General features: G+C 72.1%; 18 protein-coding genes and 1 pseudogene. 11 read left to right on the forward strand and 8 right to left on the reverse strand.

What is annotated here, in order from left to right:
* Positions 1 to 140: 140 nt before the first annotated feature.
* From dusB to EDD93_RS17950, 4 genes are all read left to right on the forward strand, one after another.
* Entirely contained in the window at positions 141 to 1289 is a 1149-nt protein-coding gene (dusB, locus tag EDD93_RS17930; RefSeq protein ID WP_123526090.1) for a tRNA dihydrouridine synthase DusB, read from the forward strand.
* Positions 1290 to 1976: 687 nt separating this feature from the next.
* The gene (ppdK, locus tag EDD93_RS17940) at positions 1977 to 4688 is read left to right on the forward strand and encodes a pyruvate, phosphate dikinase (protein ID WP_123526091.1); all 2712 of its coding nucleotides are present in this window, start codon (positions 1977 to 1979) and stop codon (positions 4686 to 4688) included.
* A 621-nt stretch (positions 4689 to 5309) separates the two neighbouring features.
* Entirely contained in the window at positions 5310 to 6326 is a 1017-nt protein-coding gene (locus EDD93_RS17945; protein WP_123526092.1) for a helix-turn-helix transcriptional regulator, read from the forward strand.
* 208 nt (positions 6327 to 6534) lie between these two features.
* The gene (locus EDD93_RS17950; protein ID WP_123526093.1) at positions 6535 to 6945 is read left to right on the forward strand and encodes a VOC family protein; all 411 of its coding nucleotides are present in this window, start codon (positions 6535 to 6537) and stop codon (positions 6943 to 6945) included.
* A 49-nt stretch (positions 6946 to 6994) separates the two neighbouring features.
* Here EDD93_RS17950 and EDD93_RS17955 read toward each other — a convergent pair whose 3' ends face one another.
* From EDD93_RS17955 to nirB, 3 genes are all read right to left on the reverse strand, one after another.
* Positions 6995 to 7924: an oxidoreductase gene (locus EDD93_RS17955; RefSeq protein WP_123526094.1), complete on the reverse strand. Its 930-nt coding sequence runs from the start codon at positions 7922 to 7924 to the stop codon at positions 6995 to 6997.
* A gap of 78 nt (positions 7925 to 8002) precedes the next feature.
* The gene (gene nirD / locus EDD93_RS17960; RefSeq protein WP_123526095.1) at positions 8003 to 8374 is read right to left on the reverse strand and encodes a nitrite reductase small subunit NirD; all 372 of its coding nucleotides are present in this window, start codon (positions 8372 to 8374) and stop codon (positions 8003 to 8005) included.
* Positions 8374 to 10971 (reverse strand): nitrite reductase large subunit NirB, encoded by a 2598-nt coding sequence (gene nirB, locus EDD93_RS17965; RefSeq protein ID WP_123526096.1) that lies wholly within the window; start codon positions 10969 to 10971, stop codon positions 8374 to 8376. Before nirB ends, nirD begins: the two co-directional genes overlap by 1 nt.
* A 286-nt stretch (positions 10972 to 11257) precedes the next feature.
* On the opposite strand from nirB, the gene EDD93_RS17970 reads away from it, so the two are divergent.
* The gene (locus EDD93_RS17970) at positions 11258 to 12046 is read left to right on the forward strand and encodes a TSUP family transporter (RefSeq protein ID WP_123526097.1); all 789 of its coding nucleotides are present in this window, start codon (positions 11258 to 11260) and stop codon (positions 12044 to 12046) included.
* 33 nt (positions 12047 to 12079) lie between these two features.
* Here EDD93_RS17970 and EDD93_RS17975 read toward each other — a convergent pair whose 3' ends face one another.
* From EDD93_RS17975 to EDD93_RS17990, 4 genes are all read right to left on the reverse strand, one after another.
* Positions 12080 to 12703 carry a class F sortase gene (locus tag EDD93_RS17975; protein WP_123526098.1) on the reverse strand — a complete coding sequence of 208 codons (624 nt, stop codon included), beginning with the start codon at positions 12701 to 12703 and terminating at the stop codon, positions 12080 to 12082.
* Between the two features lie 99 nt (positions 12704 to 12802).
* A complete protein-coding gene (locus tag EDD93_RS17980; protein WP_260255957.1) occupies positions 12803 to 13672 on the reverse strand; it encodes a hypothetical protein in 870 nt (289 codons plus the stop codon).
* Between the two features lie 393 nt (positions 13673 to 14065).
* Positions 14066 to 14584, reverse strand: coding sequence for a DUF5990 family protein (locus EDD93_RS17985; RefSeq protein ID WP_123527844.1), 519 nt, complete (start codon positions 14582 to 14584; stop codon positions 14066 to 14068).
* Positions 14585 to 14676: 92 nt separating this feature from the next.
* The gene (locus EDD93_RS17990) at positions 14677 to 15477 is read right to left on the reverse strand and encodes an aminotransferase class IV family protein (protein ID WP_123526100.1); all 801 of its coding nucleotides are present in this window, start codon (positions 15475 to 15477) and stop codon (positions 14677 to 14679) included.
* Between the two features lie 88 nt (positions 15478 to 15565).
* On the opposite strand from EDD93_RS17990, the gene EDD93_RS17995 reads away from it, so the two are divergent.
* Entirely contained in the window at positions 15566 to 16192 is a 627-nt protein-coding gene (locus EDD93_RS17995; protein WP_123526101.1) for an NADPH-dependent FMN reductase, read from the forward strand.
* 69 nt (positions 16193 to 16261) lie between these two features.
* A complete protein-coding gene (gene cutA / locus EDD93_RS18000) occupies positions 16262 to 16606 on the forward strand; it encodes a divalent-cation tolerance protein CutA (RefSeq protein ID WP_123526102.1) in 345 nt (114 codons plus the stop codon).
* Between the two features lie 21 nt (positions 16607 to 16627).
* On the opposite strand, the gene EDD93_RS18005 is transcribed toward cutA, so the two are convergent.
* Positions 16628 to 17374 (reverse strand): vancomycin high temperature exclusion protein, encoded by a 747-nt coding sequence (locus EDD93_RS18005; protein WP_123526103.1) that lies wholly within the window; start codon positions 17372 to 17374, stop codon positions 16628 to 16630.
* 125 nt (positions 17375 to 17499) lie between these two features.
* Here EDD93_RS18005 and EDD93_RS18010 point away from each other — a divergent pair.
* From EDD93_RS18010 to EDD93_RS18025, 4 genes and pseudogenes are all read left to right on the forward strand, one after another.
* Positions 17500 to 18276, forward strand: a pseudogene (locus EDD93_RS18010) (Cof-type HAD-IIB family hydrolase); the annotation flags it as partial.
* 191 nt (positions 18277 to 18467) lie between these two features.
* Entirely contained in the window at positions 18468 to 19424 is a 957-nt protein-coding gene (locus tag EDD93_RS18015; RefSeq protein ID WP_123526105.1) for a sirohydrochlorin chelatase, read from the forward strand.
* Between the two features lie 36 nt (positions 19425 to 19460).
* Positions 19461 to 20813: a deoxyguanosinetriphosphate triphosphohydrolase gene (locus EDD93_RS18020; RefSeq protein ID WP_123526106.1), complete on the forward strand. Its 1353-nt coding sequence runs from the start codon at positions 19461 to 19463 to the stop codon at positions 20811 to 20813.
* A 244-nt stretch (positions 20814 to 21057) separates the two neighbouring features.
* Positions 21058 to 22317, forward strand: a complete 1260-nt coding sequence (locus EDD93_RS18025; RefSeq protein ID WP_123526107.1) for an NAD(P)/FAD-dependent oxidoreductase — start codon at positions 21058 to 21060, stop codon at positions 22315 to 22317.
* Positions 22318 to 22344 lie beyond the last annotated feature (27 nt).

Consider the following 22344-nt stretch of genomic DNA (forward strand, 5'->3'; position numbering starts at 1 on the left):
ACTAACTAATGACCCTCGCTGACGCTGACGCTGACGCTGACGCTGACGCTGACGCCGACACCGCAGCCGCGCCGCCCTGGTCCCGGAGCGGGGGCGGACGCGCGCCCGGAGCAGTTCTCCGGGTGCGCGACAATGGGGCAATGACCACGCTCGCCCCCGCGCCCCAGCTGCTCCGCATCGGCCCGCACACCGTGCAGCCGCCGGTGGTCCTCGCCCCCATGGCCGGCATCACCAACGCGCCCTTCCGCACGCTGTGCCGGGAGTTCTCGGGCGGCAAGGGGCTGTTCGTCAGCGAGATGATCACGACGCGGGCGCTGGTCGAGCGCAACGAGAAGACCATGCAGCTCATCCGGTTCGACGCGAGCGAGACGCCGCGCTCCATCCAGCTGTACGGAGTGGACCCGGTCACGGTCGGCAAGGCCGTCCGCATGATCGTCGACGAGAACCTCGCCGACCACATCGACCTGAACTTCGGCTGCCCGGTCCCCAAGGTCACCCGCAAGGGCGGCGGCTCGGCGCTCCCGTACAAGCGGCCGCTGCTGCGCGCGATCCTCCACCAGGCCGTCTCCAACGCGGGCGACCTGCCGGTCACCATGAAGATGCGCAAGGGCATCGACGACGACCACCTCACCTACCTCGACGCCGGCCGGATCGCCGTCGAGGAGGGCGTGACGGCGATGGCCCTGCACGGCAGGACCGCCGCCCAGCACTACGGCGGGACCGCCGACTGGGACGCCATCGCCCGGCTGAAGGAGCACGTCCCGGAGATCCCCGTCCTCGGCAACGGCGACATCTGGTGCGCGGACGACGCGCTGCGGATGATGCGCGAGACCGGCTGCGACGGCGTGGTCGTGGGCCGCGGCTGCCTGGGCCGCCCCTGGCTCTTCGGTGACCTGGTGAGCGCGTTCGAGGGTACGGAGACGAGGCAGACGCCCTCGCTGCGCACCGTCGCCGACGTCATGCTGCGGCACGCGACGCTGCTCGGTGAGTGGATCGGTGACGAGACCCGGGGCGTGATCGACTTCCGTAAGCACGTGGCCTGGTACCTCAAGGGCTTCGCGGTCGGCTCCGAGATGCGCCGGAACCTCGCGGTCACCTCCTCGCTGGAGGAGCTGGGCGCGCAGCTGAACGAGCTGCGGCTGGACCAGCCGTGGCCGGACGGCGCCGACGGCCCGCGCGGCCGCACCTCGGGCAACAACCGGGTGGTGCTCCCGGACGGCTGGCTGAAGGACCCGTACGACTGCGCGGGCATCTCCGCCGACGCCGAGCTCGACACCTCGGGCGGCTGAGCTCGGGCCCCGTCCGCCCGGCCCGCGCCTTCAGGCCTGTACGCCCCGGCCTGCGACGGGCTTCAGGCCCGTACGCCCGGCCTGCGACGGGCTCCAGGCCTCCCTTCGCGCGACGCCGCAGAGCGGCTCCCGGGGTGCGGGCGCGGCGGCGCCGTCGGCGTCTGTCGCGGTGGAGGGCTCCCCGGACGCGGCGGGGTGCGCGGTGCTGGTGGGTCCCGTCGCTGCTGCCGGTGGTCCCCGGGCAGGTGCGGACGTTCGCCCGTAGCCTGGAAGTGGTGGGCCTCGGGGTGCTGAGCGAGTGCCCGAGGCGTCCGGATCCTGAAATCCGGGGTCCGAAATCAGCGTGATTCGCGCCACGTCTGATCGGTGGAGCGCTCAGGTGAGCGCATCGGCGATGGCTGCACTTCTGGAAGATCTGGCACTCAGTGCCACGTGGCAACCTTCAAGAAGTGTACTCAGTTGCGAAGAGGTCAGCTCACATGAGCGTCGAGGCCCAAGAAATGGCCATGCCGCCTTCAAGCTCCGAACGTGGCGCCTCGGCTTGATCGCCGGGGAGATTCTTTGGATCTGCTGGCGGACAGGTGGTTGCGGCCGCAAGACGGCCAGGTGGACGTACCCAGACACCTTCGATCTGGGTATGTTCCTCGCCGTCAGGGCAGCCACCGCGTCGTCGAGGAGTCGAGACCCGTGTCGGAAAACGAAGACCCTCAGAAGTTCGTCTACGACTTCACCGAGGGCAACAAGGATCTGAAGGACCTGCTCGGCGGGAAGGGTGCCAACCTCGCCGAGATGACCAACCTCGGGCTCCCCGTCCCTCCGGGCTTCACGATCACCACCGAGGCGTGCAAGGTCTACCTCGGCAGCGGCGAGGAGCCGGCCGCGCTGCGCGACGAGGTGAGTGCGCACCTCGAAGCCCTCGAGACACGGATGGCCAAGAAGCTCGGGCAGTCCGACGACCCGCTGCTGGTCTCCGTCCGCTCCGGCGCCAAGTTCTCGATGCCCGGCATGATGGACACGGTCCTCAACATCGGCCTCTCCGACGCCTCCGTCGTCGGCCTCGCCACCCAGAGCGGCGACGAGCGGTTCGCCTGGGACTCCTACCGCCGCCTCATCCAGATGTTCGGCAAGACGGTCCTCGGCGTCGACGGCGAACTCTTCGAGGAGGCGCTGGAGGCCGCCAAGGAGGCCAAGGGCGTCAGCGTCGACGTGGACCTCGACGCGGCCGACCTCAAGAAGCTGGTCAAGCAGTTCAAGAAGATCGTCACGCGGGACGCCGGACGGGACTTCCCGCAGGACCCGCGCGAACAGATGGACCTGGCCATAAAGGCCGTCTTCGACTCGTGGAACACCGACCGGGCCAAGCTCTACCGCCGTCAGGAGCGCATCCCGGGCGACCTCGGCACCGCGGTCAACGTCTGCTCCATGGTCTTCGGCAACCTCGGCCCCGACTCCGGCACGGGCGTCGCGTTCACCCGCGACCCGGCCAGCGGCCACCAGGGCGTCTACGGCGACTACCTGCAGAACGCGCAGGGCGAGGACGTCGTCGCCGGTATCCGCAACACCGTGGCGCTCGCCGAGCTGGAGTCCATCGACAAGAAGTCGTACGACGAGCTCATCGCGATCATGGAGACGCTGGAGACCCACTACAAGGATCTCTGCGACATCGAGTTCACCATCGAGCGCGGCCGGCTGTGGATGCTGCAGACCCGGGTCGGCAAGCGCACCGCCGGTGCCGCCTTCCGGATCGCCACCCAGCTCGTCGACCAGGGCCTCATCGACGAGGCCGAGGCCCTCCAGCGGGTCAACGGCGCGCAGCTGGCGCAGCTGATGTTCCCGCGCTTCGACGACGAGGCCAAGGTGCAGCTGCTCGGCCGGGGCATCGCCGCGTCCCCGGGCGCGGCGGTCGGCAAGGCCGTCTTCGACTCGTACACCGCCATCAAGTGGTCCCGGTCCGGCGAGAAGGTCATCCTGATCCGCCGCGAGACCAACCCCGACGACCTCGACGGCATGATCGCCGCAGAGGGCATCCTGACCTCGCGCGGCGGCAAGACCTCGCACGCCGCCGTCGTCGCCCGGGGCATGGGCAAGACCTGTGTCTGCGGCGCCGAGGAGATCGAGGTCGACACCAAGCGGCGCCGGCTGACGGCCGGGACCACGGTGGTGGAGGAGGGCGACCTCGTCTCCGTCGACGGGTCGACCGGCAAGGTCTACCTCGGTGAGGTACCCGTCGTACCGTCGCCGGTCGTCGAGTACTTCGAGGGCCGGATGCACGCGGGCGCCGACGACGCCGACGAACTGGTCGCCGCGGTGCACCGGATCATGGCGTACGCGGACCGGGTGCGCCGGCTGCGGGTACGGGCCAACGCGGACAACGCCGAGGACGCCCTGCGGGCCCGCCGCTTCGGTGCCCAGGGCATCGGGCTGTGCCGCACCGAGCACATGTTCCTCGGCGAGCGCCGCGAGATGGTCGAGAAGCTGATCCTGGCCGACACCGACCAGGAGCGCGAGACGGCCCTGGAGCACCTGCTGCCGCTCCAGAAGGCCGACTTCATCGAGCTGTTCGAGGCGATGGACGGGCTGCCCGTCACCGTGCGGCTGCTCGACCCGCCGCTGCACGAGTTCCTGCCCGACATCACCGAGCTGTCGGTCCGGGTGGCGCTCGCGGAGTCCCGCAAGGACGCCAACGAGAACGACCTCCGGCTCCTCCAGGCCGTGCACAAGCTGCACGAGCAGAACCCGATGCTCGGTCTGCGCGGGGTCCGGCTCGGCCTGGTCATCCCGGGTCTGTTCGCCATGCAGGTGCGGGCGATCGCGGAGGCCGCCGCCGAGCGGAAGAACGCCAAGGGCGACCCGCGGGCCGAGATCATGATCCCGCTCGTCGGCACGGTCCAGGAGCTGGAGATCGTCCGCGACGAGGCGGACCGGGTGATCGCGGAGGTCCAGGCCGCCACGGGCACGAACCTCAAGCTGAAGATCGGCACGATGATCGAGCTGCCGCGCGCCGCGCTGACCGCCGGTCAGATCGCGGAGGCGGCGGAGTTCTTCTCCTTCGGCACCAACGACCTGACCCAGACGGTGTGGGGCTTCTCCCGCGACGACGTGGAGGCCTCGTTCTTCACCGCCTACCTGGAGAAGGGCATCTTCGGGGTGTCGCCGTTCGAGACGATCGACAAGGACGGCGTCGGCTCGCTGGTGCGCAGCGCCGTCGCGGCCGGCCGGGCCACCCGCCCGGACCTGAAGCTCGGCATCTGCGGCGAGCACGGCGGCGACCCGGAGTCGGTGCACTTCTTCCACGAGGTGGGCCTCGACTACGTCTCCTGCTCGCCCTTCCGCATTCCGGTGGCCCGTCTCGAAGCGGGCCGGGCGGCGGCGGAGTCGCGCGGCAGCGACAGCCGCTGATCCGCTGACCCACCGGATCCGCTGACCCACCGGATCCGCTGCTCCACCGGAACCGCTGCTCCACCTGAACCACTGCTCCACCGATCCACCAGAACCACTGATTCCGCAGAGGCCGCCGGTCGGGGCGACCCTCAACCGGACCGGCGTCCGGCGCGGAATTCCCCGGAGGCGGCGGCACCCTGTGCGGGGGTGCCGCCGCTTCGTCACGTCCGGCGGACCGTGGGCCCCGGGCCCGGCTGCGGACATGGCGGGACGGCGGGCGCAGTGAGCGCTTTCTGTCTTTCCCGGCGCCCCATTGCTTCGTTTAATGCGCAAAGAGATGGCCCGGAACGGACCGGGGTGCGGTTCATGGATCCCCACCCATGAACCGCACCCCGCTTACCCCCGTCGGGTACGGAGCCGCACCATTGCCGACCGCCGCCGAGCGAGCAAAACCCCCCACGGCCTTCACTCGCTCTTCCGGTGGCTCTGGAATCGCATCCCGACGTCGTACAGCTTTTCGGTTGACACCAGGTCGGGGCGAGACGTTTCACCTCTGGCCGAAACCCCGTGGTGACGTGGCGTGACGACTCGCATACCCTTGCGTGGGGGCAATTGCAGGTGCAAGCGGGTGGGGGTTCGGTGCTGCGTATCCATATATCCGGATGGGACCTTTCCAAGGTGCGGATGGCCACCGGGCCGGACGCATTGTGGGAGACCATTCTCAGTTTTCATCGACTGAGGGACCGGCGTGCTTCCACGGTGTTCGGGAAATGGCGCACGGAAACCCGGCCGCGGTTGAATGGTGAAGTACGCCTGCTGTCCGCCGTGGTTCCACCGCGCGGCTATTTCCCCGACTTCCTGACGCCTTCTCAGGAAGGTTCCGAACCTCTGGATTTCGGCACCGGAACGGAGGCCCTGCGCGACACCCCTCCCGAGCGGCTGCGGGCCGAACTGGCGATGCTGGGCTCCGAGGGACCCGCCGACGGCCGTACCGCCACGGCCCGGCGGGCGGTACGGCCGGTGCGGCTGGACGCGCTGCGGGAAGGGCGCTCCGAGCCCCTGGGCCGCCTCATCGGGGCCCTGCGCGGCTACCACCGCGCCGCGGTCGAGCCGTACTGGCCGCATATCCAGGCGAGCGTCGAGGCCGACCGCGCCGTCCGGGGACGCGCCCTCCTGGACGGCGGTCCGGAGGAGCTGCTCGCCTCGCTCCCGCCGGTGATCCGCTGGCGGGCGCCGGTACTGGAGGCCGATTACCCGGTCGACCGCGAACTGCGTCTGGACGGCCGGGGGCTGCTCCTCCAGCCGTCGTTCTTCTGCCGGGGCGCGCCGGTCGTCCTGCGCGATCCGCTGCTGCCGCCGGTGCTCGTCTACCCCGTCGGCCACCCCAGTGCCCCGGTCTTCGCCGAGCCGGGCCCCTGGCTCGGCCGGCTCCTCGGCCACACCCGGTCGACGGTCCTGCGGACCATCGGGGACGGCTGTACGACCAGCGAGCTCGCCCGCCGCGCCGGGGTCTCCCTGGCCTCGGCGAGCCAGCACGCCTGCGTGCTGCGTGAGGCGGGTCTGGTGCACACCCTGCGCCACGGCAGCTCGGTCCTGCACACGGTGACCCCGCTGGGCGGCTCGCTGCTGCGGGGCGGGGCGCCGCTCGCCGTGTAGCGCGCGGGCGGCCGCGATGGCCGGGGCGGGTCGGTCGTCGGGGCACCGATGAGTTTCCGGCGGCCCCGCCGTCTACCTGTCGTAACGAGTTCACGGAGCACGCGGCGGTTCGCCCACCGGACCGCCCATCGGATCGCCCACCGGATCACGCAGCGCATCCGTGCAGCGCGTTCCGCACCGAATTCACCACCGAGAGAGTGAGACGGCCATGCCTCAGATGATCTTCGTCAACCTGCCGGTCAAGGACCTGGAGACGACCAAGGGATTCTTCGGGAAGCTGGGGTTCTCCTTCAACCCGCAGTTCAGCGACGACAACACTGCCTGTCTCGTCATCAGCGACACGATCTTCGCCATGCTGATCAGCGAGCCGCGCTTCAAGGAGTTCACCAAGAAGGAGATCGCGGATTCCTCGAAGACCACCGAGGTGCTCCTGGCGCTGAGCGCCGAGAGCCGCGAGAAGGTGGACGAGCTGGCCGACGCGGCGCTCGCCGCCGGCGGCTCTCCCGCCAACGAGCCCCAGGACCTCGGCTTCATGTACGGCCGGTCCTTCCAGGACCCCGACCACCACATCTGGGAGGTCGTGTGGATGGACCCGTCCGCCGTCGAGGCCCAGGGCTGAGCCCGCGGGGCAGACGGGCGGCCGCCGGAGGGAGCGGGCCTCGGCCGGATCAGACCCCGAGGCCCGTGAACGCGACCCCGGTCAGCTGCTCCGACGCCACCCACAGCCGCTCGCTCGCCACATCGTTGAGCGTCCAGCCCGCCCGCCAGGACGGCGCCGGCGCACCGCGCCACCCCAGCAGCCTCGGGCCGGTGAACGAGTCGGGCCGGACGCCGGGCGCGGTGGCCGCGTACAGGGTGGGCAGGGCGCCCGTGGCCGCCGGCTGGGCGACGATCCTGTTGCCGAGCTCGATGACCCGCTCCGCCACCCTGCGGTTCTCCATCCGGACGCCCGCCGTCTGCAGGTTGGTCGACGCGTAGCCCGGGTGCGCGGCGGCGGCGACCAGCCCGCTGCCGACGGACGCGGTCCGCCGGGCCAGCTCGTGGACGAACAGCAGGTTGGCTGTCTTCGAGCGGCCGTAGGCGATCCAGCGGCGGTAGTTGCGCTCGCTGTTGAGATCGCCCATGTCGATGTTGGACAGCACGTGGAGACCGCTGGACACGGTCACCACCCGGGCGCCCGGGGTGGCGAGCAGCTTCGGCAGCAGCAGCCCGGTGAGGGCGAAGTGTCCGAGGTGGTTCACACCGAACTGGGTCTCGAAACCGTCGGCGGTGCGACGGTAGGGGAGGGCCATCACCCCGGCGTTGTTGATCAGCAGATCGAGCCGGTCCGGGGTGTACGCGGCGGCGAACTCCCGTACCGACGACAGATCGGCCAGATCCAGCTCGGCGAACTCCACGTCCGCGTCCGGCACCGCGCTGCGGATGCGGGCCGCCGCCTCCTTGCCGCGCCGCTCGTCCCGGCAGGCGAGCAGCACCCGGGCGCCGTGTCGTGCCAGCTCCCGTGCGGTGATCAGCCCGATGCCGCTGTTGGCTCCCGTCACCACGGCCGTACGGCCGCTCTGGTCGGGAAGGTCGTTCGCGTACCGGCGCTGCGTCATGGATCAAGCGTACGACCGGTCGGCCCGATGGCCGGAAGGGGCCGGTCCGCCTGCCGGGCCCCACCGCTCCCGGTCCGTTCAGTCCGCGCGGACCTCGAAGACCGGGACGGAGACCTCGTCGTCGTCCAGGCAGGCACCCGTCGCCAGGTCGAAGCGCTGCTTCAGCAGCGGGGAGGCGACGAACGGCTGCCCGCCGTCCGATCCGACCAGGCCGCGCGAGAGGACGTAGGCCCCGGTGAACGGGTCGCGGTTGTCGATCGCGTACGTGCGTCCGGACCGGTCCACGAACAGCGCGACCTGCCTGCCGTCCGGGAGCAGCGCCGCGACCCCGCGGCCCGGTGTGAGGAGCGAACGGTCGCAGACCGCGAGCCAGTTGCCCCCGGTGGCGAGCCGGATGACCCGGGTGTCCCGCGCGGTCTCCGGTGTGGCGTTCATCGTCCGGGTCGTCATCAGGAGGCGGTCCCTTCGAGAGTGCGGATGGCGAGGACCGGTCCGGCGAGGACGTCCAGGTCGGGCTTGACCTGGTCGCGTTCCGGGACGAACCTCACCGAGGGGTCGGGTGCGTCGGGTGCGTTGACGAAGGTGACGAAGCGGCGCAGCCGCTCCGGGTCGTTGATGGTCTCGGCCCACTCGTCGCGGTAGCCGCGGACATGGTCGGCCATCAGCCGCTCCAGCTCGTCGCAGAGCCCGAGCGAGTCGTGCACGACGACGTCGCGCACGTGGTCCAGGCCGCCCTCGATCCGGTCCAGCCAGGTGGAGGTGCGCTCCAGCCGGTCCGCGGTGCGGATGTAGAACATCAGGAACCGGTCGATGAGGCGGATCAGTTCGGCGTTGGACAGGTCCTGGGCGAGCAGGTCGGCGTGGCGCGGGGTGGCCCCGCCGTTGCCGCCCACGTACAGGTTCCAGCCGCCGGCGGTGGCGATGATCCCGAAGTCCTTGCCCCGGGCCTCCGCGCACTCCCGGGCGCACCCCGAGACCGCCGACTTCAGCTTGTGCGGGGAGCGCAGGCCCCGGTACCGCAGCTCCAGGTCGATGGCCATCTTCACCGAGTCCTGCACGCCGTAGCGGCACCAGGTCTGCCCCACACAGGACTTGACCGTCCGCAGCGACTTCCCGTACGCGTGCCCCGATTCGAACCCCGCGTCGACCAGCCGGGTCCAGATCAGCGGCAGCTGTTCGACGCGGGCGCCGAACAGGTCGATGCGCTGGCCGCCGGTGATCTTGGTGTAGAGGCCGAAGTCCCGGGCCACCTCGCCGATCACGATCAGCCTCTCCGGGGTGATCTCACCGCCGGGGATCCGCGGCACGACCGAGTACGAGCCGTTGCGCTGCAGGTTGGCGAGGAAGTGGTCGTTGGTGTCCTGGAGGGCCGCCTGCTCGCCGTCCAGGACATAGCCGCTCGCGCCGACCGTCGGGGCCAGCGAGGCGATGATCGAACCGACCGCCGGCTTGCAGACCTCGCAGCCGTCGCCGCCCCGGGCCTCCTCGCGGCCGTGCGAGTCGAGCAGTCCGGCGTACGAGGTGACCTCCAGGGCGCGGACGATCTCGTACAGCTCGCTGCGGGTGTACGGGAAGCAGCCGCACAGGCCCCTGTCCTGGCTCTGCGGCAGCAGCTGGCCGATGACCCTGACGCAACTGCCGCAGCCGGTGCCCGCCTTGGTGCACTTCTTCACCTCGGGCAGCGTGGCGTGCTCGCAGACCGCGCCCTTGGTGACGTTGTGGCAGGAACAGATCACCGCGTCGTCGGGCAGCGCGGACGGGCCGAGGACGGCCGGGCCGCCCGTACCGGCCGGCAGCACCAGCTGCTCGGGGGCGACCGGCAGGACGGTGCCCGTCATCGGCCGCAGGGTGCCGTACTGGTCGGCGTCCCCGATGAGCACCCCGCCGAGCAGCGTGCCGTCCTGCCCGATCACCAGCTTCTTGTAGACGCCGGAACGGGAGTCCGCGTACACCACGTCGAGGCAGCCGTCCGAGGTGCCGTGCGCGTCACCGAACGAGGCCACGTCCACCCCGAGCAGTTTCAGCTTCGTCGACATGTCGGCACCGGTGAACGAGGCCTTCTCGCCCGCGATCACCCCGGCCGCGGTCTGCGCCATCTCGTAGCCGGGCGCCACCAGCCCGTACACCCGGCCGTCCGTGGCGAGCGCGCACTCACCGATCGCGAACACCGCGGGGTCCGAGGTGCGGCACTCCTCGTCCACGACGATGCCGCCGCGCTGCCCGACCGCGAGGCCGCAGTCCCGGGCCAGCTGGTCGCGGGGCCGCACCCCGGCCGAGAAGACCACCAGATCCGTGGCGAGCGCGGAGCCGTCGGAGAGGGACATCCCGTTCACCGAGCCGTCCTCGCCCGCCGTCACCTCCTGGGTGCCGACACCCGTGTGCACGGTCAGGCCCATGTTCTCGATGGTCCGCAGCAGCGCCGCACCCCCGCCCTCGTCCACCTGCACCGGCATCAGCCGGGGCGCGAACTCCACCACGTGCGTGTCGAGCCCGAGGCCCTTCAGGGCCCCTGCGGCCTCCAGGCCGAGCAGCCCGCCGCCGACGACCGCGCCGGTCGTCGCCGTCCTCGCGTACTCCTCGATCGCGAGCAGGTCCTCGATGGTGCGGTAGACGAAGCAGCCCTCGGTGTCCTTGCCCGGCACCGGCGGGACGAACGGGTAGGAGCCGGTGGCCAGCACCAGCGCGTCGTAGACGAAGGTCTCGCCGGAGCGCGCGGTGACCGTGCGCGCCCTGCGGTCCACGGACTGCGCCGGGTCACCCAGGCGCAGCTCGAAGCCGTGCCGTTCCATGAAGCCGGGCTCGACGAGCGACAGTTCGTCCGGGGTGCGCCCGGAGAAGTACGAGGTCAGCTGGACCCGGTCGTAGGCGGCGCGCGGCTCCTCGCAGAGCACGACGACCCTGGCGGTACCGGCCGAGGGGGTCAGCCCCCGGTCGGCGAGCGCCTCCAGGAACCGCTGGCCGACCATCCCGTGCCCGACGACCACGAGGGTCGGCACGGCGGTCGTGGAGCGGGAGGCGCGGGCGGTCGGGGGAGTGGACACCGGCATCTCGGAAGCCTCCGTCGTTGGTGAGCGGGTGGAGCGGCCGGAGCGGGAGAGCTCGGCCCGTGTGCTCATGACGGAAGCGTGTCCGGTGGGTGTTACCCGTCCGGTTCCCCGCTGTTTCCCGGGGGGAACCTTGCGCTCAGCGCCGGCGGGAGCGGCCTGTGAGGGGAGCGGGGGCGCGGGGAGAAGCGAGAGGGAGGGGTGCCGCAAGCTCTGGGTTCGCTCAACTTTTCGCCGTACGGGCCGGACGGTTGGACGCGACACGTGCCGTTTCCCTAGTGTCGCGATCATGCCTGACATAACCCTGACCACCCTGGTCGTGCTGTGCCTCGCCGCGGGCGCGGCCGGCTGGATCGACGCGGTGGTCGGCGGCGGCGGTCTGCTTCTGCTGCCCGCGCTGCTGCTGGGACTGCCGAACCTCCCCGCCGCGCACATCCTCGGCACCAACAAGGCGGTCGCCATCGTCGGTACGTCGGGCGCCGCGGTCGCCTACGCCCGCAAGGCGCCGGTGAAGGTCGGCACGGCGTTGCGGATCGGTCTCGCGGCCCTGGCCGGATCGATGACCGGTGCCTTCTTCGCCGCCGGGATCAGCAGTGAGGTGCTCCGGCCGGTGATCATGGTGGTGCTGCTGGCCGTCGCGGCGTTCGTGATGCTGCGGCCCCGGTTCGGCAGGGCGCCCGAGGACGGTACGGCTCCGCAGGTCACCCGGGCCCGTACCGTCACCGCGATCGTGCTGGTGGGCGGCGGCATCGGCCTGTACGACGGGCTGTTCGGACCGGGCACCGGCACCTTCCTGGTGCTGGCGCTGACCGCGGTGCTCCACCTGGATCTGGTGACGGCCTCCGCCACCGCGAAGATCGTCAACGTCTGCACCAACGGCGGCGCACTGGCGATGTTCGCCTACCAGGGCAACGTGATGTGGCAGCTGGCCGGCCTGATGGCGGTGTTCAACCTGGCGGGCGGTCTGATCGGGGCGCGGATGGCGCTGAGCAGGGGCAGCGAGTTCGTCCGGGGGGTGCTGCTGGTCGTGGTGTTCTCGCTGGTCGCGAAGCTCGCCTTCGACCAGTGGAACGCGTGAACGCCCCGGCCGGGCCCGCGGCGCCGTCCGGGGTCAGCGCACCGAGGTGAGGTGCGCGTACGCCACCACGTTGCCCTCGTAACCCGTCGACGCGGAGAATCCGCCGCCGCAGGTGATCAGCCGCAGCGAGGCGTGTGGCGAGGCCCCGTACACCCGCTTGTCGGGGAAGTCCTTGCTGTCGTAGACCTCGATGGCGTCCAGCGCGAAGACGGCGGTGCGCCCGTCCTGCCGGTCCACCTCGACGGTGCTGCCCTTCTTCAGTGAGCCGAGGTCGTAGAAGACGGACGGGCCCTGGGCGTTGTCGACATGACCGGCGACGATCGCGCTGCCCTTGGCGCCGGGCGGGGTGCCGTCCTTGTACCAGCCGACGATGTCGGTGTTCCCGGCCGGCGGCACGTCGAGGCTGCCGTCCGGGCCGAGCCCGAGCCGCATCATCGGGGCGTCCACCCTGATGGCGGGGATCCGGATGCGGACGGGGGCCGACGGGCGCAGCGGCTGGGCGACCGGCGATCCCGGCAGCAGTTCCGGTCCGGCGGCGAAGGCCTGGGCGGCGGCCGGGCCGGGCGGGGTCAGCCGGGTGCCGGCGCCGTTGCGGATCAGCCAGACACCGGCCAGCGCCGCGACGACGAGCAGCCAGCCCTTGGCCTTCTGGGACACGGTCGTCCTCCGGGGTGAACGAAGGTGGATGCGGTCCCGTCCCGGTGGCGCAGGGCCACCGGGACGGAAACCAGGCGGTACGGAGAGGTGGAACCTCCGTCAGCTGTCGTCCTGCGTGCCGCTCGCCCGGCGACGCAGGAGCCAGGCTCCGCCGACGGCGGTCGCGGCGAGAACGCCGGCGCCCGCCGCGATCTGGGTGGTGTCCGGCCCGACGCTGCCGCCGATACCGGTCTTGACGTGCCCCGTGGGGGCGGTGGGTTCGGCCGAGGAGCGGTGGCCGGAGGGGGTCTCGTGGTCCGACGAGCTCTCGCGGCTGTCGCGCCCGGCGGAGCTGTCCTGGCTCGCTGAGCCGTCGTGCGTGCCCGAGCTCTCGTGGCCGGACGGGTTCGGGCGCTCGCTGGAGTCGCTCCGGCCCGGAGTCGTGGGCGCGTCCGGCACGAGGGCGGAACCGGCCGCCTCGGCCTCGTCGAGCCCTGTGGAGTCGTACGTGGCGGAGTCGTACGCCGAGGAGTCGCCGGCGTCCGCGGGAGAGCTGTCGTCGGAGCCGTCCGGGGCCGGGGCCGTACGGGAGGCTGCGGCGCTGTCCTCGCCCGTGGTGCCGGCGGCCTTCACCTCGATCTCGCCGCTGGCCTCCTTGCCGTTCTCGCAGGCCACGTCGATGTCGTACGGGCCGGGCTCGACGTTGCCCGGCACCCGGAACGAACCGGCCAGGACCTCCTTGAGGGTGGCCGGTGCCAGCGCGAAGCGCGAGGCCTCCAGGGAGCTCGCGTCGCCCGTCGCCGCGGTGTCGCTCCCGCAGGCATCGGTGTTCACGGTGACCGTGGTGCCCGGGGCCGCGCTCGCCGGGGTGATCTCCAGCGGAACCGGTTCGTCCGCGTACGCCGACGGGGCGGCGGCGCAGAGGCCGAGCGCGGCGGCGGCGAGGGCCGCGGCGGCCGTGCCGGTCACGAGGCGAGCAGGACTGCGCATGGGGGGTTCCTCCGAGCAAGGGGCGCTGGCGGGTGTGTCCTGGCTCCGAGCTAACGGCCGGGCGACCGCGCACGCCTGCTGACACCGAGTCAGCTGTCACCCGTCCGGACCGGCGCAGCCTCCTTGCCATAGGTCATGCGTGCAGGTCAGCGCGGTGATGGCGGGGGAGGTGCGGCCCTCTTCGGCGTCCGGTGCCGATCGGGTGATGACCCCCGAAGTGAATGTGGTGCACATCACATGCATGACCTTGTGGCCGAGGGGAACACGCATCACACCCCCCACGGGACGGCGTCCCCTCGTCGCCCCCGGCCGTCGCCCTCATCGGACCCGCCCCCCCCTGGGCCCGATGGGGGCGGCTCCTTGTCCGGCGTCCCGCTCGTCTCGCCTGTCGCTTCAGGCTCTCGGCGTCCGGTGTGCCTGTTCCGGACCGGCGGCGGACCACTCGACGACGGGCGGCCGGACCCGGGCGCAGAGCGGCTGGCCCTTGGCGTCGGAGAGCGGCAGCCGCGCGGTGAGGTGCCCGGAGCGTACGGCTGCGCGGAGGGTGTCCTCCCCGATGTCGGAGAACATCAGCTTGGCCCGCCGGAACATCGAGAAGAGGCCGTCATCGTCGACCGTGCCCCACGACAGGTAGACGAACCGCCCGCCGAGCCTGTTCTGCACGTACGGCCCGCTGATCTCCACCGCGCCCACAGGGTCGCCGGGGCCGGGCCCGGCGCCGGGGCCGGTGACGGCGGCCGTGCAGTCCAGGGTCCAGGAGGCGGACGGGGCGTCGCCCGGAAGCAGTCCCAGGAGTTCGCCGGGCCGGTCCTTGCGCTGGACGCCCACGTGGATGTTCTCGTAGCCGTCGAAGTCGCCGCCCGGCCCGCAGGCGCGGCCGGGCAGGCGGGAGCCCTCGATATGGATCTGCATGCGCGACTGGGGGCCTTCGGTGGAGTTCTCCATGTGCCCCATGGTCCCCTCTCTGCGGCCCGCCCCGCCCCGACCCGTGGGCACCGGGTGTCTCAGACGCTGTCCCAGGGCGCACTCGCGTAGGCCGCCTCCAGCCGGCCCATCAGCTCCTCGTCCACCACGAACTCGGTGCCGTCGATCCGCCGGACCGGCGCGATGCCCTGCGAGTTGGTGACGAACGCCGAACTGAAGGCCCCCAGCCCGTCGAGCGTCACCGGACTCCGCCGAGACCGGACACCCGCGGCGGGGAACTCCTGCTCCAGCAGCGCCATGGTCGTACCGAGCAGCGCGGGAGCCTGCGGCCAGACGACCGATTCGCCGTCCCAGAAGCCGATGTTGGTGACCGCCCCCTCGGTCACCGAGCCGTCCGGCAGGGTCAGCACCGCATCGTCGAAGCCCGCGCGCGAGGCGAGATTCCCGTAGTACGTCTGGCCGAACTCGCCTGGGCGCTTGAGGTGCGGCACGGCGCGGGCGTACGGCACCGACATCATGGTCCTCGGTTCGGCGGACATCGTCACCGGTCCGCGCACCGTGACCATGACGGTCGTCGCGGTGGCGCCCGGCGGCAGGAACCCGTGCACCCGCACCGAGCCGTCCGCGACCCCCGCGCCCCGCAGCGCGTGCCGGATCAGCTCGCGCACCGAGTCGCCGTCCAGGGGCAGTTCGAAGAGTGCCCGGTTCGCGCTGTCGAGCCGGTCCATGTGCAGCCCGAGTCCGCGGACCCGGCCCTGCCTGACCTGCATGGCGGTGAAATGGCCGTAGTTGAAGAAGGCGGCCGTCCGCAGATCGTCCTCGGTGGCCGGATGTCCGTCGAACTCGGCGTACGGGACCGGTGCGGCTGCTGGAGTCGTCATGCCTTCCACCGTATGCCGACACGCCGGATGGAGCGGGTGGCGGACCGGCACTTGACCTCAACCACGGTTGAGGCGTGAGCCTCGTCCCATGGACCTCACCCACGCTGAAACCACAGCCGCCACCACGGACACCGCCGACGCCCCGCTGAAGGTCGCGGTCATTCTCGCCAGCAACCGCGAGGGCCGCTTCGCACCCGTCGTCGCCCGCTGGTTCCTCTCCCACGCCGACGAGCACCCGGATGTCGTGACCGACCTGGTCGATGTCGCCGAGGCCGACCTCCCGACCGTGCACTCGTACCGCCCCGAACCCGGGGTGCGGGACCGACTGGCCGATGTCGCGGGCCGGTTGGCCTCCGCCGACGCCTTCGTGGTCGTCACCCCCGAGTACAACCACTCCTACCCGGCCCCGCTCAAGAACCTCATCGACTGGCACCGCGCCGAGTGGCAGGCAAAGCCCGTCGCCTTCGTCTCCTACGGCGGTGTCTCCGGCGGCCTGCGCGCGGTCGAACACCTGCGGCAGGTCTTCGCCGAACTGCACGCCGTCTCGATCCGCGACTCCGTCTCCTTCCACAACGCCGGCGCGCTGTTCGACGACGAGGGCAACCACCGCGACCCGGCCGATGCCGATGCCGCCGTGAAGTCCCAGCTCGACCAGCTGGTCTGGTGGGGCCGGGCACTGCGGGACGCGAAAGAGGTTCGGCCGTACGGCAGCTGACCGGGCGCCGTACGGCCCCGTACCCGACAATTGGGGGCAGGACCGCCGCCGAACCCGAGGAGACCGAAGGTGACTTCGCCCGCATGGCTGACCGTTCTGACCACGACGGACAGTGAGGAGAAGGCCCGGCTGCTGGCGCAGGGCGTGGTGGAGGCACGGCTCGCCGCCTGCGTGCAGATCTCCGCACCCGTCATCTCGGTCTACCGGTGGGAGAACGCCATCGAGACCACCGAGGAGTGGCAGCTGCTCCTCAAGACGACCGCTGAGCGCTACGACGAACTGGAGGCCCATCTCCAGGAGGCGCACGACTACGACACCCCGGAGATCATCGCGATCCCCGTGGTGCGGGGCAGCGCCGGCTACCTCGGCTGGGTGTCGGCGGAGACGGCGCCGTTCACCTCGGGCGCCTCCTGAGGGGGCCGGGGCCGGGCGGGTTCACCGGGGGTCCGCCGCGAGGGCCGTCTCCACTCCCGGCTCCCGGGGGCCCAGGAAGTGCGGGTCGGGCTTGAACAGCGCGTCCAGGGCCGCCTTCCCCGCCGCGGCGATCTCGCGCGTCCCGCCGTAGTACCAGGTCGCGTCGTGCTTGGCGTCGACCCCGACGCCGTACGCGTCGATGCCCGCCGCCCGGCACAGCGCGATCGCCCGCCGGACATGAAAGCCCTGGGTCACCAGCAGGGCCCGGTCCACCCCGAAGATCTTCTTGGCCCGGACGCAGGAGTCCCAGGTGTCGAAGCCGGCGAAGTCGCTGACGATCCTGCTGTCCGGGACCCCGTGCCGGACCAGGAACGTGCGCATCGCGTCCGGCTCGTCGTACTCCTCCCGGCTGTTGTCACCGGTCACCAGGACGACCTTCACCTTCTTGTCCCGGTAAAGACCGGCGGCGGTCCGCAGCCGGTTCGCGAGGTACGGGGACGGCTTCCCGTCCCACAGCCCCGCCCCGAACACCACGGCGACCTGCCGTGCGGGCGCGTCCGCCGCCGTCCTGACCCGGGCGTCCGCGACCGAGTGCATCCAGGTGGCGGGCGCCAGGCCCAGTACGCAGGCGACCATCACCCCCTGCACCGCCCGGCGCCGCCCCTGCGGGGTCCGCGGCAGCCGGGGCCGCAGCCGGGCGGCCGCCCTCCCGGGCAGGGCCCGGCCCCGGCCGTCCGCCTCTGCGTTTCGTCGTCGTCCCAGCCGCATGGGAGCGCCCCCGTTCCTGTCTGTCCTGTGCTGTGCCTGGCCCGTCCCGCAAAACCGTCCCCTGTGACTTGACGACAGAACGGCCCGAAGGGTTCTCCGCGCCGGGCCGTCGGTAGCATCGGCCGATGCTGCTCCCACGGCTCATCGCGTCAGATCTCGACGGCACCCTGCTGCGCAACGACGGCACGCTCTCGGCCCGTACGCTGCGCGCCCTGCGCGCGGCCGAGGGCGCCGGTGCGGAGATCGTCATAGTCACCGCCCGCCCGCCCAGGTTCGTCGACCGGCTCGCGGCCGCCACCGGACTCGTCGGCACGGCGGTCTGCAGCAACGGCGCCCTCGTGTACGACATCGCCACGCGCACCGTCGTCTCCTCCCGCCCGCTGCCCCTGATCACCGCCCGGCGGGTGGCCACCGCACTGGCCGCCGCGGTGCCCGAGCTGGGCTTCGCCCTGGAGACCGGCAACCAAGTGCTGTACGAACCGGCCTACCGGATGCGGTTCTCCGAGGAGGAGGGCGCCGAACTCCCCGTACCGTCCCTCGCCGACCTGTGGCTGACCGAGGCCCCGGTCACCAAGCTGCTCGCCTGGTCGGACCGGCTCGACGCGGACACGCTGCTGGCGGCGGCCCTGCCGGGCGCGGGCGACGAGGTACAGCTCACGCACTCGGGCGGGCGCGGGCTGCTGGAGATCAGTGCGCCGGGCGTCACCAAGGCAGGCACCCTGGCGCTGCTGTGCGCGGGGCGGGGCATCGAAGCGGCCGAGGTCATCGCCTTCGGGGACATGCCCAACGACCTGACCGTCCTCGACTGGGCCGGCACCGGCTACGCCATGGCCAACGCGCACCCGGCCGTGCTGGCCGCCGTACCGGTGCACACGGTCAGCAACGAGGACGACGGCGTCGCCTAAGTCATCGAACGCCTCCTCGCCGAAGCCCAGGCCCAGGCCGAAGCCGAAGCCGAGGCCGAAGCCCAGGCCGGTGCCGCGCCCTCGGCCGATCCCGTCCGACAGCACCCCGGGCCGTGCCGTGAGGCGCCGGAAAACACCTGTGACCGGCCCGCAACGACGCGGCAACGTGCGCCCGGCACCATCGGTCCATGACGGAGCCGGCACCGGAACGCCCGCAGGAATCCCTGCCCCTCGACAGCACGGCGCAACTGCTGAGCCGTATCACCGCGCAGCTCGACAGCCAGCTCGGCCTGGTCTCCCTGAACGGAACCCGACGCCCCATGCACCGCACCCGGCACCGGCCCGCACCGGGCCGAGCCCGCGCATCGGTCCCCGCCACCGCCGCCCCCGCTCCCGCCCTCGTCGCCGTCGCGCACGGCAGCCGGGACCCGAGGGCGCTGCACACCGTGACGCGGCTGCTCGACCGGGTGCGGGAGCTGCGGCCGGGGCTCGACGTCCGGCTCGGGCACATCGAGCTGAACGCACCCCTCCTGCCGGCGACCCTGCACGCGCTGGGCGACGGCGAGGCGGTCCTGGTGCCGCTGCTGCTGGGCCGCGGGTACCACGTAAAGCAGGACATCCCGGAAGCCGTCGCCGGTGCCCCGGCCCTGCGCGCCCTGATCGCCGCGCCGCTCGGGCCGCACCCGTTGCTGGTCGAGGCGCTGCACGGACGGCTCGCCGAGGCCGGGTGGCGGCCCGAGGACGACGGGAGCCGCAGCAGCGCGGTGGTCCTGGCCGCCGCCGGTTCGCGCGATCCCGAATCGGCCGCCGACACCCGCCGCACCGCGCACCTGCTCAGCGAACGGCTCGGCGGGGTGCCGGTCGTTCCCGCGTACGCCTCCGCCGCGACGCCCACCGTCCCGGCCGCCTTGCGCGCGCTGGCCGCCCGGGGCCGCCGACGGGTCGCCGTCGCCTCGTACTTCACCGCCCCCGGGCGCTTCGCCTCGGCCGCGTCCGGGGCCGCGCCGTGGATCGCCGCCGCCCCGCTCGGCGCGCATCCGGCGATGGCGCGGCTGCTGCTGCACCGCTACGACCAGGTACGGGCGGCCGCCGGTGTCCCGGCACCCGAAACTCAGATGAACACACAATTCCTGGCATCCGCCTGAGCACACTTGTCGGCGCGGCCGATTAATGTCGACCCCATGGACGGCACGCACGGCACGCACCACCGGCACGGCACGGACCACTCGCCAGGATCGGACCCGGCACCTGAGGGCGCCGCACCCTACGGCGCCGCCGACGCCGAGCGCTGGGACACCGAGGCGGACAAGAGGCCCGGCCGCACCGCCTTCCAGCGCGACCGCGCCCGGGTGCTCCACTCCGCCGCGCTGCGCAGGCTCGCCGGGAAGACCCAGGTGGTCACCCCCGGCACCCGCAGCTACGCCTGGGACGCCAGCCCCCGCACCCGGCTCACCCACTCCCTGGAGTGCGCCCAGGTGGGCCGCGAGCTCGGCGCCGCACTCGGCTGCGACCCGGACCTGGTCGAGACGGCCTGCCTCTCCCACGATATGGGCCACCCGCCCTTCGGCCACAACGGCGAGCAGGCGCTCAACGACTTCGCCTCCGACTGCGGCGGATTCGAGGGGAACGCCCAGTCGCTGCGCCTGCTGACCCGGCTCGAACCGAAGCGGTTCGTACCCGATCCCCGTACCGGCGAGCTGGTCAGCGTCGGGCTCAACCTGACCCGCGCCGCCCTCGACGCCGCCACCAAGTACCCCTGGCCCCGGGGCGCGCACCCGACCGACCCCGGCTCACCGAAATTCGGGGTCTACGAGGACGACGTGCCGGTCTTCGACTGGTTCCGCAAGGGCGCGCCGCAGGACCGCAAGTGCTTCGAGGCCCAGGTGATGGACTGGTCCGACGACGTGGCGTACTCCGTCCACGACTTCGAGGACGGCCTGCACGCCGGGCACATCGACCCCAACTGCCTGGACGCCGAGCCGGAGCGGCAGGAGATCTGGCAGGTCGCCATCGGACGGTACGTCCCGGCGGACACCGACCCGCAGGAGCTGTCCGACGCCCTGGACCGGCTCATGGGCCAGGACTGGTGGCCGCACGGCTACGACGGTTCGGCCGTCGCCCAGGCCCGGCTGAAGGACGCCACGAGCCAGCTGATCGGCCGCTTCTGCCTCGCCGCCGAGACCGGCACCCGCAAGGCGTACGGCACCGGCCGGCTCGGCAGGTACGGCGCCGAGCTCGTCGTGCCCCGTGAGGCCCGCAACGAATGCGCGGTGCTCAAGGCGGTCGCCGACCGCTACGTCATGCAGCGCGCCGAGCAGGAGGCGATCCGGGCCGGCCAGCGCATCGTCATCGCGGAACTGGCCGCGGCCCTGACCGCCCGTGCGCCCGAGGGGCTGGAGCCGCAGCTGCGGGCGCTGTACGAGGCCGCGCCCGACGACCGGTCCCGCAAGCGCGTCCTGGTCGACCAGATCGCCGCCCTGACCGACGCTTCCGCCCGTACCCTGCACCACTCGCTCACCGCGCCCGGCCGATGACCCCGCACCGCACCCCTCCCGCGCGGCTGCGCCGCCGACGATGCGACAGATGGTGTGCTGGGGTGGACGTACCGCGTGGTCCCACCGCGTGCCCGCCACCCTTTCCCCGTGGCGCGGCACCGGTCCGCGGACCGGCCCACGACCACTGGGCGTGACCTGATCGGGTCACACCCTCTTTCGCCATCACGCTGCGTGCGGGACGCTCGCAGTTGGCGCCGCGCAGCAAGCACCGAGGAGGCATCAAGTGGTCGACGCACATCGGACGTTCGTCATTGTCGGCGGAGGACTGGCCGGAGCGAAGGCGGCGGAGACGCTCCGCTCGGCGGGATTCAGCGGCCGGGTCATCCTGATCGGTGATGAGCGCGACCATCCTTACGAACGCCCGCCCCTGTCCAAGGGGTACCTGGCCGGCAAGGAGGAACGCGACAGCGTCTTCGTCCACGAGACGGCCTGGTACGCGGGGGCCGACATCGAGCTCCACCTCGGCCAGCCCGTCACCGTACTGAACCGTGACGCCCGCTCCGTGGAGCTCGGTGACGGCACCGTCATCCACTACGACAAGCTGCTCCTGGCCACCGGCGCCGAACCGCGCCGCCTCGACATCCCGGGCACCGGCCTGGCCGGCGTCCACCACCTGCGCCGCCTCGCCCACTCCGACCGGCTGCGCAACGTGCTGGCCGCGCTCGGCCGCGACAACGGCCACCTGGTGATCGCCGGGGCCGGCTGGATCGGCCTGGAGGTCGCGGCCGCGGCCCGCGGATACGGCGCCGAGGTCACCGTCGTCGAACCGGAGGCGACCCCGCTGCACCGGGTCATCGGCCCCGAGCTCGGCCAGATCTTCACCGACCTGCACAGCGACCACGGCGTCCGCTTCCACTTCGGCGGCAGCCTCACCGAGATCGTCGGCCAGGACGGCATGGTCCTCGCGGTCCGCACCGACGACGGCGAGGAGCACCCCGCCCACGACGTCCTCGCCGCGATCGGGGCCGCCCCGCGCTCCGCCCTCGCCGAGGCGGCCGGCCTCGACATCGCCCCCCGCGCCCAGGGCGGCGGCATCGCCGTGGACGCCTCGCTGCGCACCAGCGACCCGCACATCTACGCAGCCGGTGACGTCGCCAACGTCGCGCATCCGGTGCTCGGCACCCGGCTGCGGGTGGAGCACTGGGCCAACGCGCTGAACGGCGGACCGGCGGCGGCCCGCGCCATGCTCGGCCAGGAGGTCTCCTACGACCGGGTGCCGTACTTCTTCTCCGACCAGTACGACCTGGGCCTGGAGTACTCGGGCTGGGCACCGCCCGGCAGCTACGACCAGGTGGTGATCCGGGGCGATGCGGGCAAGCGCGAGTTCATCGCGTTCTGGCTGAAGGACGGCAAGGTGCTCGCCGGGATGAACGTGAACGTGTGGGACGTCACCGACACCGTGCAGGAACTCATCAAGGCCGGTCAGCCGGTCGATCCGGACGCCCTGGCGGATCCGTCCGTGCCGCTGGACTCCCTGATCTGAGCGGGGCCCCCGGCCGGGGCGCGGGTG

Source organism: Streptomyces sp. 840.1 (genome assembly GCF_003751445.1).
GTDB lineage: Bacteria > Actinomycetota > Actinomycetes > Streptomycetales > Streptomycetaceae > Streptomyces.